This window comes from Butyrivibrio sp. (assembly GCF_017433805.1).
Classification (GTDB): domain Bacteria; phylum Bacillota; class Clostridia; order Lachnospirales; family Lachnospiraceae; genus Butyrivibrio.
Window position 1 is genome coordinate 1 of the sequence record NZ_JAFRGN010000043.1, and the last position, 15,127, is coordinate 15,127.

The following is a 15,127-nucleotide window of genomic DNA, read 5'->3' on the forward strand; positions in this document are numbered from 1 at the left end:
GTGACAGCTAAGGCCGTCATCATTGCAAGCTGAATATAATCTCGATAATCAAAAAGGGTGACCACATCCTATGAAGTGATCACCTTTTTTCTATGCTTAATTTGTTTATTTAACTTGTTTACTTGACAGACCCCTGTTCAAATCCCTGACTCTGAATATACATTTTTATTTATCTAACTTTTTACTGTAATAGCGACAGAACACCCTGATTAGACTGATTAGCCTGAGCCAGCATCGCCTGTCCAGCCTGAGCTAAGATGTTGTTATTGGAATACTTGACCATCTCGGCAGCCATATCTGTATCACGAATAAGTGATTCAGCGCTCTGAGTATTCTCTACAACATTATCAAGGTTCTTGATCGTATGCTCTAATCTATTCTGAAGAGCGCCATAGTAGCTTCTGACTTGTGCTACGTTTCGTCCTGCTATATTAACTGTTTCAATAGTCTCAAGGGCATTCTCTCTTGTGGATGTGTCAAAGGTATTGCCCTCAGCAATAGACATCATGGTCATATTGTAGCGCTTAACTCCGATCTGGTTCTCAGAAGATGTCTCTGAACCAACCTGAAGATATAGCATCTTACCAACATCACCACTAATGCTTCCTTTTTCAGGTAAGGTATATCCTGTTCCATACGCATTAGTAATCCAGGTGTTGCTGGTATCCACATTATATGAGCCATAAGAGCCGCCGCTACCAGCACCTGAAAAAACATCATTTTCTGACTGTCCAAGATTTCCAAGAAGAGAACCTGCTCCGGTAGTTCCTCTTTCATTCAGAAGATTTCTAGTAAAGGTAAATGCATCTGAATCAGCATTTTTAAAGCCGCTTGTAAAGTCTGACAGTCCGGAATAATTAGTAAGAGAAGCTATAGCCTCATCCAAAGAGTGTTTATTGGTAGCCATATCTACCATCAGTGATTCCAAACCATCTAATATGTTCGCGGAAGATACCGTTGTATTACCAGCTTTTGAAGAAACTGCATATCCCAGATACATAGTTGCAAGATATCCTGCACCATAAGGCATGGATGTCATCTGGCTCATGTAATTCTTAACCGACGCATCACTTGAAGAAGGGCCAATACTTCCTGACACCCATCCATTATCCCCACTTGATGTCTGCGCCATACCTTCGATGAACCACTTAGGAAAACCATTAAGCATTCCATCTGTTAATGTGTCGTACATAACAAGATGCGTCATCTCGTGAGCTATTACAGATGCAAGATCAGACTTCTGTGCCTGTGTCATACTTGCATAATTACTTTCATTATAGTCAGATGTATCAACCTTAAGGCTATATGACATCATTGAATAGTCGTTGGTCCAGGACATCTTAAGTGATGCAACTGCTAGTGTTCCACCCTGACCATCAACGTTAGTCAGATCAAGACCTATCTTGATGTTATCAGAGGAAGCAACGTCAAACAGTCTGTCATATTTGGATGCAAGCTGAGAAACAGCACTTGCTGCAGCATTTTGAATGAACTTGGCAAAATCAGAATCTTTATAGCTTGTATCATTTCCTGAAGCAGAAGATTCCTTTACAGTGTTCTCTAGTCCATCGTTGCCTATGAAATCTACAGATATTTCTATGGATTTCCCATTGGAAAGATTGACCATAAGCTTTCCATCAGTTTCAGTAACACTGATATTCTCGTTAGGCTCATAGCCATCATCAGAAAAGATATGAATATTATTAAACTCTGTAGATGCGTGAATTCTGTCTATCTCTGCAGCCATCTTCTGCATCTCTTCGTTAATATACTTCCTGTCTTCAGACATAAGGGTATCATTAGCTGCCTGAACTGCAAGTTCTTTGGCTCTGCTCAGCATAGTGCTGACTTCATCGAGAGCTCCATCAGCAATCTGGCACCAGGAAATACCATCCTGAGCATTACTGGATGCCTGTGTAAGACCACGGATCTGTCTGCGCATTTTCTCACTTATCGCAAGACCAGCTGCATCATCCGCTGCCCTGTTGATTCTGTATCCAGATGACAGTTTCTCAGATGATTTAGCCTGTACTCCGGTAGTGATATTCAGTTGTCTTCTGGAATTCATTCCGCTTATATTATGCTGAACTACCATAGACATTCACCTGGATTCTTAATCCCAGTGGCCATTAACTGTTACTTCTAAGGGTTCTCCGCATGGAGGACATGAAATCTTTGTCTTACCTTCTATTACTTCTTCTGAATCGTATATATCTACTTCAGCACCGCATGGACATTTAGCCTTATATACAATAAACTGTCCATTTTCCTGATTGAGTTTAAATACTGCAACGCCTGATATTCTGCCGCACTTGTCGCATACGCCTATTTCTTTTGAAACGTACCAAAAATTTCTAGGGTACTGCTCAATAGCGGCTTTTATCTTATCCTGCGTAGGTTTGTCAAACAGGGTCAGGACTGTATCGAGACTGTTAAAAGTAAGGCCTGCACCTACGCCAAGGTTTACTTCATATCCACATTTTTCGCATTTAAGACTAATAAGTTGTCCCATTTGTTTTCTCCCACGGGGTGAAGCAAACATAGTTCACCTCTATCATTCTGTTTATCGGTCAATTAGAGTATTTACTTTAACTTTTAAACAAAAAAACACCTGGCCTTACAGACCAGGTGCCAAACTAAAGATCAAATTACATCATACCGCCCATTCCTGCGCCGCCTGCTGGCATTGGAGGAACTGGCTCTTTAACTGTTGCTACAGCAGCCTCTGTTGTAAGGAAGCTTGATGCAACAGATGTAGCGTTCTGAAGAGCTGAACGTGTAACCTTGGCAGGATCGATGATACCATCCTTAACCATGTCTACATACTCTTCTGTATATGCGTTGAAGCCGATACCCTTCTTGGACTCCTTAACCTTGTTAACGATTACAGAGCCATCAAGACCTGCATTGTTAGCGATGTGGAAAAGAGGAGCCTCAAGAGCCTTAAGAACTACCTTAGCACCTGTCTTCTCATCACCATCAAGTGAATCAGCAAGCTTAGCAACTTCCTTGGAAGCGTGGATATATGCACTACCACCACCGAAGATGATACCCTCTTCTACAGCAGCTCTTGTTGCGTTAAGAGCATCTTCCATTCTGTACTTAGCTTCCTTCATCTCTGTCTCTGTAGCAGCACCAACTCTGATAACTGCAACACCGCCAGCGAGCTTAGCAAGTCTCTCCTGAAGCTTTTCTTTATCGAAATCAGATGTTGTATCCTCAATCTGCTTCTTGATCTGAGCTACTCTAGCCTTGATTTCGTCCTTGTTTCCAAGGCCGTCAACGATTGTTGTCTTCTCCTTCTCAACCTTGATGCTCTTAGCTCTTCCAAGGTCATCCATTGTTGTATCCTTGAGCTCAAGACCAAGATCAGAAGAAATAACCTTACCACCTGTAAGGATAGCGATATCCTCAAGCATAGCCTTTCTACGATCACCATAGCCAGGAGCCTTAACAGCTACTACGTTGAATGTTCCACGAAGCTTGTTAACGATAAGTGTTGTAAGAGCCTCGCCCTCAACGTCCTCAGCGATGATAAGAAGCTTAGAACCTGTCTTAACGATCTGCTCAAGAAGTGGAAGGATATCCTGAATGTTTGAAATCTTCTTGTCTGTGATGAGGATGAATGGATCTTCAAGTGTAGCTTCCATCTTGTCCATATCTGTAGCCATGTAAGCTGAGATATATCCTCTATCGAACTGCATACCTTCTACAAGGTCAAGCTCTGTCTGCATTGTCTTGGACTCTTCGATTGTGATAACGCCATCGTTGGAAACTTTCTCCATAGCGTCAGCGATCATCTGTCCAACCTCATCATCACCTGATGAAACTGCAGCAACTCTCATGATCTGCTCTTTGCCCTTAACCTTTGTAGCCATGCTGCTGATAGCCTCTACAGCCTTATCTGTAGCCTTCTTCATACCCTTTCTGAGTACGATTGGGTTGGCACCTGCTGCAAGGTTCTTAACACCTTCATTGATCAGAGCCTGTGCAAGAACTGTAGCTGTTGTTGTACCATCACCTGCTACGTCGTTAGTCTTTGTAGCTACTTCCTTAACAAGCTGAGCGCCCATGTTCTCATAAGCATCCTCAAGCTCGATCTCTTTAGCGATTGTAACACCGTCGTTTGTGATTGTAGGTGCACCGTAAGATTTATCAAGAACTACGTTTCTTCCCTTAGGTCCGATTGTTACTCTTACTGTATCTGCAAGCTTATTAACGCCTTCTACCATAGCTGTGCGGGCGTCAGCGCCGTACTTAATTGTCTTTGCCATTTTCGTTTCCTCCGAATTAATTCATATAATATACGAGTGATATACGGATTGCTCCGTTTCACTCTCGCAATCCTACATACATTCGGAATCCGCATTATCATGCTCCTTCCTCATGTATGTTCGCATCCCGAGGTCAATTGATCATATGTGCAAGCACATGATCAATTGACTTCTGTCTGCTATATCACTCACTTAATGATTGCAAGAATGTCGTTCTGCTTAACGATGATGAATGTCTCGTCATCAAGCTTAACTTCTGTTCCAGCATATTTGGAATAGATGACATTGTCACCCTTCTTAACCTGCATCTTAACTTCCTTGCCGTCTACTACTCCGCCAGGACCTACAGCGATAACTTCAGCCTGCTGTGGCTTCTCCTTCTCTGCTCCAGGAAGAACGATTCCTGATTTTGTAGTCTCTTCAGCCTCAAGAGCCTTCAGTACAACTCTGTCTGCAAGTGGTTCTAACTTCATAATAAAGCCTCCTTTATATGTTAAATACTTTGCTTTTTAATTTTTGTTAGCACTCATTATTATTGAGTGCTAATCTCTAAGAACATATATTAGTTGTTTATGGTTACACATGCAACCTCTATCGCATCGATATATCTTAGCATATCTCTTTTAATCTCTATATTACTCTATTATTCTCATATTTTCTACAATACATATAAAAAGAGCTTTACAAAGCCCATTTTAACTGACTTTGTAAAGCTCATTGGATGCAAAAATATCACTTAAGATCATACTCAAGACGCACTGTTATAGAAGCTGTCTTGTATCTGGCGCTTGTATCAAAGGCTCCATCATATGTATAGCTGCTTGTTCCGGTATTTCTGGCTGTAATCTGGAATACTCCAAGACTTGAGTTCTTGAGTTTACCAAGACCTGCTCCTGAATTCTTGGCGATTATGTCTATTCTGTCCTTGGCATTTATTGAAGCCTTATCGATAAGATCGAGCTTGAGTGCATCAAGATCAGAATAATAGTACTCTGGTGAATTGGAAGTAAGCTCTACTCCTTTATCAAGAAGACTTGAAATGTCTCTGGATATCTTTTCAACCACATCAAGGTTGTATGAAGATACTGTAACACTCTGTGTGAGCTGATAGCCATCTGCTTCAGAGCCAATGTAATTACCATTATTATCATAATTGTCACGATAAGTTCTTCTGATATCCACAGAGTCAAAAATGATCTCCGCTTCCTGAACACCATTACTTGTGAGGTACTCTTTAACTACATTTGCATCCTTTTTGATCTTGTTGTAGGCCTCCTGCGATGTAAAGGCTGTAGATGAAAAAGAGCCTCTCCAGATGATAATATCTGATTCAAAATCAACACTGGCACTACCTGTTGCGGAAATGACATGAGAACTCTCAGATCTAAAGTGTGAAAGTCCAAAGGCTAAAAGAGCGCAGCTGCTAACTACACACAGGCCAATTATAAGCGCATTAACCCAACTATTTTTCTTTTGTTCCATACTCTTCCCTCCTGAAATGCTAAGAAACTTCATAACTATACTAATATTATACGGACCGCCCAGTAATAATACAATTTTAATCACTTTTTAATTGCCACTTAATTGCATTTATGGTCCCTTCGAATAATAATAATCGTAAGATACTATAGTTATTTTGTCAGAAAAAGGACTTTCTGACGTTTGCAACTTGAGCAAACGCTATACTCAAGGAGGTGAATACATGAGCACTAATTTCTTTTCAAGTTTATCTGGAAATTTTGATTATATGTCCAGCATGAATAGTCTTCTTGGCGACTATGCCAGCATCAAAAATGGCTCTTATGGTTCCCTGATGAAATCATATGTCAATAAAGTTGGTAACAAGGCAGCTCTGAATGCATACAGAGAGACTGGCTCTACAACTTCTGTGGCTGATACAGCCAGCTCTACCAGTACATCATCAAGTACATCAACAGCAAAGACATCCACAGCCAAATCTAGTTTCCTTGACAGCCACCTTGGCAGCGTAAGCAGTTCAGGACATGTTGAGAAATCAGCAACTCTTCAGAAGCTTAAAGAAACAGCAACCCAGTATGATAAGGATGCAAATAAGACTACAGTAGCAAATACACCAACAGAGTATGACACAACTATCTAAAGTTCATATTCAGTTGGAATAAATAGCGCACTCAAAAAGGAAGTAACCACATTCAGCTGGTTACTTCCTTTATTTTATTCTTCGCTATGCGGAATCTCTTTTCCATGCAGATCAATATAGTTTTCTTTAAGAGCTATCGCCCAGTATTTCTCAGGAATATTGGGCCATTTTACTGTTCCTCTCTCCTGCTCACAAAGCCTCATGGCACGCAAAAGAACTGTCTGATTAAGGTCTACTCCGGTTCTGATGGTATGCATGGAAACCGCCGCCCAGGCAGGTGCATATCTGCTGACATCTGAGGACTTAAAATCTCTTATGATCTCTTTTCTGTTATAGTCCAGCTGAATATATTCTTCTTCCCAGCCTTTGGCACTACCATGTAATATGCAGAACTGAGTCTTACCATCATAGTACCATGGGATTCCGATGGATCCAGGATTGATTGCCTTGTTTCCGCGGTATACATAAGTTCCCTGAATATGCGTATGCCCGTGTACCAGGCAATTGCCCTTAAGATGGGTTAATACCTTTTTGGTATTACGCTTTTCCTTATACAGGAGCTCTGAAGTATTGGATGGAGATCCATGACAATACTCAAAGGATGGAAAGCCCTTCATCTCAAATACGCCGTAGTTAGGTAGAGATTCAAAAAACTTAAAGTCTTTATCAGAAAGATTCTCGTAGGTATAAAGAAGCGCTCCTGAAGCCGACCCTTTACGCCAGTTCCCTGCGCCGCTATTACGGTAGTTTAAAAGATATTCTTCCCTGTTGCCTCTGATGATATATGTATTAAAGTACTGTTTGAGAACATATATCTTTTCCATGGTCTTCTGAGGGCTCGGGCAGTCAGTGACATAGTCACCAAGGAGCATAAAGTTCGTAATGCCCTTGCCAACTGCATAGTCTATACACGCCTGCAAAGCGCTATAGTTACCATGAATATCACTAAAAACTGCTATATCCATATAATCCCCTGTCAGCCAAATACTGCATTGGTACTTGTTTCATCAAACTGCTTGGTAAAGAGCTCGTAGTAATAACCTCTCTGATCCATGAGCTGCTGGTGAGTACCTCTTTCTATAATTTTACCATCATTAACCACAAGAATGATATCTGCATCAACAATAGTTGATAATCTGTGTGCAATTACAAAAGAGGTTCTGCCCTTGGTAACTGTCACGATAGCGTCCTGAATAGCCTTCTCTGTAACTGTATCTATAGAAGCTGTGGCCTCATCAAGGACCAAAATCCTTGGATCAGCAAGAAGTGCTCTGGCAAAAGAAAGAAGCTGCTTCTCACCAGTTGAGAGCATTCCACCATCCTCTCCTACGTCGCTGTCAAGTCCCTTGTCCATACGCCTTACAATATCATCTGCCGATACCAGCTCAAGTGCTTTCCAGATTTCTTCCTCTGTAGCATCAGGATTACCATATCTAAGGTTATCTCGTACTGAACCAGAGAAAAGATGTGGTGTCTGGAGAACATATCCGATGTTGGAGTGAAGCCATAGCTGTGACCTCTCTGCTGCATCTCTACCATCGATGAGAACCTGACCACTTGTAGGTTTAAAGAATCTGCACACAAGGTTAACAAGTGTAGATTTACCAGCACCTGTCTCACCAACAATCGCTACATTGGTACCCTGGGGAACCTTGAGGTTAAAGTTTGTAAGAACATATTCATCTCCATCAGGATATTTGAAGGTTACATCCTTAAACTCAACATCACCGTGAAGTGGCTCCCAATTCTCTTTTTTAGGATTGAAGGTATCTCCGTATTTCTCGATAACCTCAGGAGAATCAGATACATCTGACTCTGTCTCAAGAAGCCTTGTAAGTCTCTCAACATTAACCTGAACGGCAATGAGCTCAGAAAGAGTGATGATAATGTTCTGAATAGGCTCCATCATGCTAAGGGCATAGGACAGGAAAACAGAAAGTGTTCCTATCTGTATAACGCCGTCCAAAGTAATGATTCCACCTCGCCACAATACAAGTGCCAGCGCCAGGGAAGACATCATGGTAATTGCAGATGTGAAAAAGGCTGAATAATGAGTAGCATGCACCGAGGTTGCTCTCATCTTCTCAGTATCTTCTTCAAAGTCTCTCTGAATCTTATCCTCTACAACCAGAGTCTTTATTGCTCTGGCTCCGGTAATACCTTCATTGAAGTTACTGGTTATAGTTGAATTGATCTCTCTGATCTTACGATTCAGCACTATAAGCTTACTCTGGAAATACATTACAAGTACCACTGCAATAGGCACCAGAACTATTACAAAAAGAGCCAGTCTGAAGTTGAGGATCATCATCAGAACAAGTTCAAAAATAACGAACGCTCCCTGCCATATAATATCCATCATACGCCAAGACACCATCATACCGATTTTGCCGGTATCACTCATTACTCTGGCATGGATATAGCCTACATTGTTCTGATTAAAGTAGGCAAAGGACAAGGTCTGTAAGTGGCTGAATGCCGCATTACGAAGATCTCTGTCCACAGACAGTTCTACCTGTCCGCAGAGATAACAACATATGAAATTATCAACAACCTGAAGAACCAGAACTGCAACATAAAGTATTATGAATACCGACAGGCCTTCAAGAGTTTTTTTGCCAACAAAATTATCAATGGCATACTGATTAAAAATTGGAAATAACGAATCCGCAAGCGAGCTCAGAACTCCCAAGAAGATCATAAAAATAATCTTGGGAATGTACTGCTTGATATACGGATACAATCTAGGTATTCCAAATAGTTTTAGTTTAATATTAGTATTCTCGTTCATGTTCCCTGCATCTGAATATCATAAATCTTCTTGTAAATGCCGCCCTTTTCAAGTAACTGTTCATGAGTTCCCTGCTCAGCAATCCTGCCGTGGTCCAGAACAATTATGTTGTCGGCGTTCATCAGTGTCATAATCCTGTGCGAAATAAGAACTACTGTGGAATCTGAAGTATTCTCAGAAAGCGCATGTCTTATCTTGGCATCAGTCTGCGTATCTACAGCAGAAAGTGAGTCATCAAAAACCATCACCGGAGGCTTGGAAACAAGCATCTGTGCAATAGCAGTTCGCTGTTTCTGTCCACCCGAGAGTGTTACACCACGCTCACCAACATAGGTCTCATATCCCTTGGAAAAATCTTCTATAGTCTCATCAAGAGCTGCTATTCTGGCAGCTGCACGAATCTCTGCAAAATCAGTTTTCTTCTGAGTTATACCAATGTTCTCAGATAAGGTTCTGCTAAAAAGGAATGGCTCCTGAAGTACAAAGCCAATATTCTGACGAAGCCATGACGCCTTGATATCTGTAATATCAGTATCTCCAACGAGAATTCTTCCGCAGCCTTCCTTAAGCCCATAGAGTCTGTCCATAAGGTACATAAGTGTGGACTTGCCTGAGCCAGTTCCACCAAGAATGCCGAAAGTTGTCCCTGCCTTGATGGTAAAAGATACATCTTTTAGAACTTCTCCTCCGCCGTTCTCATAAGCGTAGGATACATGGTCAAAGGTGATATCCTGATTAAGTGATGGAGTGACAGCTCCCTCTTTATCATGCTCAGTCTCTGAGTTCATGATATAGGCTATACGCTCTATTGATACTCCGGCTTTACTCATATCTGAGATGATTCTGCCAAGAGCTCTTACAGGCCAAACCAGCATGGAATTATATGATACAAAAGCAATATACTCACCAACTGTAATAGTATCCTGAACGCAATAAACTGCACCCAGAACCGTAATCAGCATAACCTGAAGACCTGAAATAAGGTCATTGGAAGACCAGAAGGCTGCCAGCGTTCTCATAAGGTTGATCCACAGCTGGGTATATTCTGCGTTCTGTTTAACGAACCTGTCTTTTTCATATTTTTCACGGCCAAAGGCTCGTACAACCCTCACACCTGTCAGATTCTCCTGAGCAGTTGCAGATAGTCTTCCCTCTTCGCTGTCAGCTCTTTCAAACTCGGTTCTGATACGCTTATGGAAAAAGCCTGAATATATGACAATTATAGGAATGAACACAGCTGATACAATTGACATAGGTATGCTGATGCCAATCATAAAATACATGGCTACAATTATCCTGATCGCAATTCTGAAAAGAGACAGCATCTGCTCAGAAATGAACATCTTGATAGTATCTACATCAGAAGTACATCTCTGAATGATATCTCCTGTGTGATTCTCTCCATGCCAGGTAAATGGCAGGTGCATAATATGCTCAAAAAGCTTATCTCTCATTCTCTGGATAAGCTTCTCAGCACCCTGCGCATTACACAGCCTGAAGAGATACCTGAAGGTAGCAGTTAAAAGAGCTACCACAGCCACCACAAGAGCAATGTAATACAGATGGCCTCTAAGGAACTCTCTTCCTCCAAGGCCATCCATTATTCTTTTCAGATAGACAGGAACACTGTTCGACTCTGCATCTGAGATACAGAAGTCGACAGTGTACTGTATGATTTTTGGATTGATAAGATCAAAAAATGTAACCAGAACAGAAAAGATAATACTTAAAAAGAAAAATCTCTTGCTTCCCTCAAGGAAGTATAAAACCAAATCTGAATTAGATTTGAATCTTTTGTTATTATTTGATGACATATTATAATCCCTATTATTCTGCATTATTAGTGGCAGGGATTATCAAAATGTTATTTAACCACTTCCTTGATAGACTGCGCAAGACCAGCAATTCCCTGAATATTTGAAGGAACAATGATCTTAGTAGCCTGTCCATCAGAAGCCTTCTCAAATGCCTCAAGGCTCTTGAGAGTAAGTACTGACTCATCAGCACCAGCCTCTTTTAACATCTTGATACCCTCAGCATTAGCCCTCTGAACGCTCTTAATAGCTTCAGCCTGACCTTCTGCTTCTCTTATTCTCTTCTCTCTCTCAGCTTCAGCTCTAAGGATTGTAGCCTGCTTATCAGCTTCAGCCTGAAGAATCTTACTCTGCTTCTCACCTTCTGCAACAGTGATCTGTGACTGCTTCTCACCTTCTGCGAAAAGGATCTTCTCTCTCTTCTCACGCTCAGCCTTCATCTGCTTCTCCATGGCATCTCTGATCTGCTCTGGAGGATTGATGTTCTTGAGCTCGACTCTTGTGATCTTGATACCCCAAGGATCAGTTGCAATATCAAGCGCATCCTGCATCTGTGCATTGATCTGATCACGTGATGTAAGTGTCTCATCAAGAGTAAGTGAACCGATTACGTTACGAAGTGTTGTAGCTGTAAGGTTCTCAATAGCTCCGATAGGATTTCTAACACCATAAGCATAAGCCATAGGATCAGAAATTCTGAAGAATACGATTGAATCGATCTGCATAGTAACGTTATCCTGTGTGATAACAGGCTGAGGTGGGAAATCACAATACTGCTCCTTGAGATCAACCTGTCTAGCCACTCTGTCGATAAATGGAACCTTGATATGAAGACCTACATCCCAGGTCTCCTTGTATGCGCCAAGTCTCTCTACTACATATGAGTGAGCCTGTGGCACGATCTTAATATTTGCTGCAAATAAAATCAAAATAAGAATAATAAGAGCTAGTAAAACATAAATAGACATAACTTAAACCTCCCTTTCAACAATAAGCTTTGCTCCCTGAACGCGAACCACTCTAACCTCTGCTCCAGCCTCAATTACAACCTCATCAATACTGGAAGCTGCAAGCCATGTAGAACCATCCATATCAACTTTGCCAGTTCCCTTGATATTGTCAATTTCCACTTTGACAATCAGTTTCCTACCGACAAGAGCATCAATATTGGTCTTCTTAATGTGGTTATTAAAGTGCGCTGCTGCAATAGGCCGCACAGTTAAAAGAATAACCGTGGATACTATCACAAATGTAAAAAGCTGTACCCAGATATTTCCACCAAGAAGTGACACTATAATAGTCACAGCTGCGCCGATGGCAAACCAGATAGTTATAAGTCCCATAGTGGAAAGCTCAATGACCGCAAGAACTACAGTCAGAAGCAGCCAGAATACTGCATATGAAACATTTGTCATCCCCATACCTCCTCTCTTAATGCTGCGATGCAGCTAGGATTATTATACTTCATTATCCTCTGGCAAGGAAGTACATATTTCCCGATGTAATCTGATATTTTCAGCATTTTTAATAACTATTTAATAATTCGCAGAACACATGTAAATGTTTTTTAGTTAACAATGTGTTATTATATAATGGTAGAATTGTAATCGTTATGTCGTATTTATTATATAAATAACTGGAGGCTGAAATGTCAGGTATCGATTATTCAACTCTCAAGAGTATAGTAAATCTTTGCGATATGCCCTGCGCTATCATGTCAGTAGAGAAAAAGGCAGATGGCACCTGTGGTGAGATTCGTATGGCCGCAACCAACAGTAAATTCAGCATGACTGGTGAAGATGTTGAGGGGCTGACCTATGATGCCAAGCTTCCCAAGGATCCAAAATTTGAAGATATTCTCTTCAAAGCGGCTTGGGAAAACGAGCATTATCATGCATATATCGATACTTCAAGACTCTATGGATACTGGACTGAAGATATTATCATCCCAATGAACAACGGCGGCGATGATAAGATTGGTTACTGCCAGTTTATGTATAACCTGAGTAAAGAAATGGAATCAGGCAAATATTCTATGATTTCACCTGATATAGCAAGCTTTGTTATCAGAACCTGCATTAATCTTCGTAAGGACGACGATTTCTATGCAACAATGGCAACTGTAACCAAAGATATCCGAGAGTTCACAGATTCTTTTGCTGCATCTATTATGACTGTTTCAAAGGACATGTACCAGTTTGAGGTTGTAAGTGAAAGCGTCAGAAATAACCTCAAAAACCTTCATGATGTATTTGCTGATATTCCTTATGAAGTTGTTGAATCCTGGGAAGAGCTCATTTCTGAGACAGACTGCATCATAATCCGCAATGAACAGGATATGAAGGATTTCGAATCCAAGGCACCAGAATGGGTTCAGACTCTTAGAGATAATGACGTAAGGAGTCTTATCCTTGCTCCTTTCATTCATCAGAACATGATCATCGGATACCTTTACATAACGAATTTTGACGTTTCTCATCTTTCCAGATTAAAAGACACAATAGAAATGGTATCCTTCTTCCTTGCTTCTGAAGTTGCTCACCATATCTTCATAGACAAGCTCAAAACTCTCAGTTCGCTGGATATCAGAACCGGTGTACAGAACAGAAATGCCATGAACAGTAAGGTTGATGAACTTGCATTGGAACTTCGTATCAGTAAGACTCCATTCAGTGTAGCTTTCTGTAACCTGAACACTCTTCGTACAGTCAATATCCAGCAGGGCCACGATGCAGGAAATAACCTTCTTAGCGATGCCGGCAGGATCCTAAGAGATGTATTCAAGGATGATTTCATCTTCAGATCATCCGGTGATGAATTTGCCATCATCTCAACCAACAGCTCCAAGGACGGCTTTGATGCCAAGATAAAAGAGCTGAAGGAAAAAGCCAACGATCCAGAATGGGTTTACTTCACAGTTGGATACTACACTGACATGACGGAAGGAAACCTTCACGCTGCCATGAGATTTGCAAACGAATATGAGCAGGAGTTCAAGGAAGACTTCTACTACAACAATCCTGACATGCTCAAATAATTATATGAATTTTCCCACTAAAAAAGGTGCCATCGTAAACGATGACACCTTTTATTATTGTTCAAATAATTAGAACTTACCAGCCTTAGCAGCCTCTTCGATTGATACAGCAGTTGAAACTGTCATACCAACCATAGGGTTGTTACCAGCGCCGATAAGACCCATCATCTCAACGTGAGCAGGAACTGATGAAGAACCAGCAAACTGAGCATCTGAGTGCATACGTCCCATAGTATCTGTCATACCATAAGAAGCTGGGCCTGCAGCCATGTTATCTGGGTGAAGTGTACGTCCTGTACCGCCACCTGAAGCAACTGAGAAGTACTTCTTACCAGCCTCAACACGCTCCTTCTTGTATGTACCTGCAACTGGGTGCTGGAATCTTGTAGGGTTAGTTGAGTTACCTGTGATAGATACATCAACATTCTCCTTCCACATGATAGCAACACCTTCCTGTACGTCGTTAGCGCCGTAGCAGTTAACCTTAGCACGAGGTGAATTAGCATCCTTAGAGTAGCACTTTCTGAATACTTCCTTAACCTCACCTGTGTAGTAATCGTACTCTGTCTCAACATATGTGAAACCGTTGATACGAGAAATGATCTGAGCAGCATCCTTACCAAGACCGTTAAGGATAACTCTAAGAGGTTTCTGACGAACCTTGTTAGCCTTCTCTGCGATACCGATAGCACCCTCAGCAGCTGCGAATGACTCGTGACCAGCAAGGAATGCGAAGCACTCTGTATCCTCTTCAAGAAGCATCTTACCAAGGTTACCATGTCCAAGACCTACCTTACGACGATCAGCAACTGATCCAGGGATACAGAAAGCCTGAAGTCCGATACCGATTGCAGCAGCTGCATCAGCAGCCTTGCGGCAGTTCTTCTTAATTGCGATAGCAGCACCTACAGTGTAAGCCCACTTAGCATTTTCAAAACAGATTGGCTGAATGCCCTCGATGAGCTTGTATACATCGATACCAGCATTCATGCAAATATCTCTACATTCTTCGATTGAAGAGATTCCATACTCCTTAAGGCAAGCCAGGATCTGGGGCTCTCTTCTTTCATATGATTCAAATAAAGCCATTTT

13 protein-coding genes and 1 pseudogene are annotated in these 15,127 nt (G+C 41.4%); 2 read left to right on the forward strand and 12 right to left on the reverse strand.

Annotated elements, in window-relative coordinates; genetic code table 11:
- Positions 1-181 precede the first annotated feature (181 nt).
- The 6 genes and pseudogenes from IJI01_RS10945 to IJI01_RS10965 all read right to left on the reverse strand — a co-directional run bounded on the left by IJI01_RS10945 (position 182) and on the right by IJI01_RS10965 (position 5,756).
- Complete coding sequence (locus IJI01_RS10945; protein ID WP_442861682.1) at positions 182-1,756, reverse strand: flagellin; 1,575 nt, start codon at positions 1,754-1,756, stop codon at positions 182-184.
- Positions 1,742-2,101 (reverse strand): annotated as a pseudogene (locus IJI01_RS14930) (flagellin); the annotation flags it as partial. The gene IJI01_RS10945 and the pseudogene IJI01_RS14930, both read right to left, overlap by 15 nt.
- 12 nt (positions 2,102-2,113) lie before the next feature.
- Positions 2,114-2,512, reverse strand: coding sequence for a hypothetical protein (locus tag IJI01_RS10950; protein ID WP_292190091.1), 399 nt, complete (start codon positions 2,510-2,512; stop codon positions 2,114-2,116).
- A gap of 136 nt (positions 2,513-2,648) precedes the next feature.
- Positions 2,649-4,274, reverse strand: coding sequence for a chaperonin GroEL (groL, locus tag IJI01_RS10955; protein WP_292190093.1), 1,626 nt, complete (start codon positions 4,272-4,274; stop codon positions 2,649-2,651).
- Positions 4,275-4,462: 188 nt separating this feature from the next.
- Positions 4,463-4,747, reverse strand: a complete 285-nt coding sequence (locus IJI01_RS10960; RefSeq protein ID WP_026488498.1) for a co-chaperone GroES — start codon at positions 4,745-4,747, stop codon at positions 4,463-4,465.
- A 259-nt stretch (positions 4,748-5,006) separates the two neighbouring features.
- Positions 5,007-5,756: an SIMPL domain-containing protein gene (locus tag IJI01_RS10965; protein WP_292190100.1), complete on the reverse strand. Its 750-nt coding sequence runs from the start codon at positions 5,754-5,756 to the stop codon at positions 5,007-5,009.
- A gap of 220 nt (positions 5,757-5,976) precedes the next feature.
- Here IJI01_RS10965 and IJI01_RS10970 point away from each other — a divergent pair, with 220 nt between their 5' ends.
- The gene (locus IJI01_RS10970) at positions 5,977-6,393 is read left to right on the forward strand and encodes a hypothetical protein (RefSeq protein ID WP_292190102.1); all 417 of its coding nucleotides are present in this window, start codon (positions 5,977-5,979) and stop codon (positions 6,391-6,393) included.
- Positions 6,394-6,467: 74 nt separating this feature from the next.
- Here the strand turns inward: IJI01_RS10970 and IJI01_RS10975 are convergent, their stop codons facing one another.
- Genes IJI01_RS10975 through IJI01_RS10995 form a run of 5 tightly spaced genes read right to left on the reverse strand, consistent with a single transcriptional unit; the run spans position 6,468 to position 12,413 of the window.
- Entirely contained in the window at positions 6,468-7,358 is an 891-nt protein-coding gene (locus IJI01_RS10975; RefSeq protein WP_292190103.1) for a metallophosphoesterase family protein, read from the reverse strand.
- A gap of 11 nt (positions 7,359-7,369) precedes the next feature.
- Positions 7,370-9,184, reverse strand: a complete 1,815-nt coding sequence (locus IJI01_RS10980) for an ABC transporter ATP-binding protein (RefSeq protein WP_292190106.1) — start codon at positions 9,182-9,184, stop codon at positions 7,370-7,372.
- Entirely contained in the window at positions 9,181-10,998 is a 1,818-nt protein-coding gene (locus tag IJI01_RS10985) for an ABC transporter ATP-binding protein (RefSeq protein ID WP_292190109.1), read from the reverse strand. The genes IJI01_RS10980 and IJI01_RS10985 overlap by 4 nt, the downstream gene beginning before the upstream one ends.
- Positions 10,999-11,048: 50 nt before the next feature.
- Entirely contained in the window at positions 11,049-11,966 is a 918-nt protein-coding gene (locus IJI01_RS10990) for an SPFH domain-containing protein (protein ID WP_292190112.1), read from the reverse strand.
- A 3-nt stretch (positions 11,967-11,969) separates the two neighbouring features.
- A complete protein-coding gene (locus IJI01_RS10995) occupies positions 11,970-12,413 on the reverse strand; it encodes an NfeD family protein (protein ID WP_292190115.1) in 444 nt (147 codons plus the stop codon).
- Between the two features lie 233 nt (positions 12,414-12,646).
- Here IJI01_RS10995 and IJI01_RS11000 point away from each other — a divergent pair, with 233 nt between their 5' ends.
- Positions 12,647-14,035 (forward strand): GGDEF domain-containing protein, encoded by a 1,389-nt coding sequence (locus tag IJI01_RS11000; protein WP_292190117.1) that lies wholly within the window; start codon positions 12,647-12,649, stop codon positions 14,033-14,035.
- A 69-nt stretch (positions 14,036-14,104) separates the two neighbouring features.
- Here IJI01_RS11000 and IJI01_RS11005 read toward each other — a convergent pair whose 3' ends face one another.
- A complete protein-coding gene (locus tag IJI01_RS11005) occupies positions 14,105-15,124 on the reverse strand; it encodes a GGGtGRT protein (protein ID WP_073384489.1) in 1,020 nt (339 codons plus the stop codon).
- Positions 15,125-15,127: the final 3 nt, after the last annotated feature.

Coding starts and splice junctions, on each gene's coding strand:
- IJI01_RS10965 (WP_292190100.1), bottom strand. CDS start 5,756: ATGGAACAAAAGAAAAATAGTTGGGTTAATGCGCTTATAATTGGCCTG.
- IJI01_RS10980 (WP_292190106.1), bottom strand. CDS start 9,184: ATGAACGAGAATACTAATATTAAACTAAAACTATTTGGAATACCTAGA.
- IJI01_RS11005 (WP_073384489.1), bottom strand. CDS start 15,124: ATGGCTTTATTTGAATCATATGAAAGAAGAGAGCCCCAGATCCTGGCT.
- IJI01_RS10950 (WP_292190091.1), bottom strand. CDS start 2,512: ATGGGACAACTTATTAGTCTTAAATGCGAAAAATGTGGATATGAAGTA.
- IJI01_RS10995 (WP_292190115.1), bottom strand. CDS start 12,413: ATGACAAATGTTTCATATGCAGTATTCTGGCTGCTTCTGACTGTAGTT.
- IJI01_RS10960 (WP_026488498.1), bottom strand. CDS start 4,747: ATGAAGTTAGAACCACTTGCAGACAGAGTTGTACTGAAGGCTCTTGAG.
- IJI01_RS10985 (WP_292190109.1), bottom strand. CDS start 10,998: ATGTCATCAAATAATAACAAAAGATTCAAATCTAATTCAGATTTGGTT.
- IJI01_RS10970 (WP_292190102.1), top strand. CDS start 5,977: ATGAGCACTAATTTCTTTTCAAGTTTATCTGGAAATTTTGATTATATG.
- IJI01_RS10945 (WP_442861682.1), bottom strand. CDS start 1,756: ATGCAGAAGATGGCTGCAGAGATAGACAGAATTCACGCATCTACAGAG.
- IJI01_RS10975 (WP_292190103.1), bottom strand. CDS start 7,358: ATGGATATAGCAGTTTTTAGTGATATTCATGGTAACTATAGCGCTTTG.
- groL (WP_292190093.1), bottom strand. CDS start 4,274: ATGGCAAAGACAATTAAGTACGGCGCTGACGCCCGCACAGCTATGGTA.
- IJI01_RS11000 (WP_292190117.1), top strand. CDS start 12,647: ATGTCAGGTATCGATTATTCAACTCTCAAGAGTATAGTAAATCTTTGC.
- IJI01_RS10990 (WP_292190112.1), bottom strand. CDS start 11,966: ATGTCTATTTATGTTTTACTAGCTCTTATTATTCTTATTTTGATTTTA.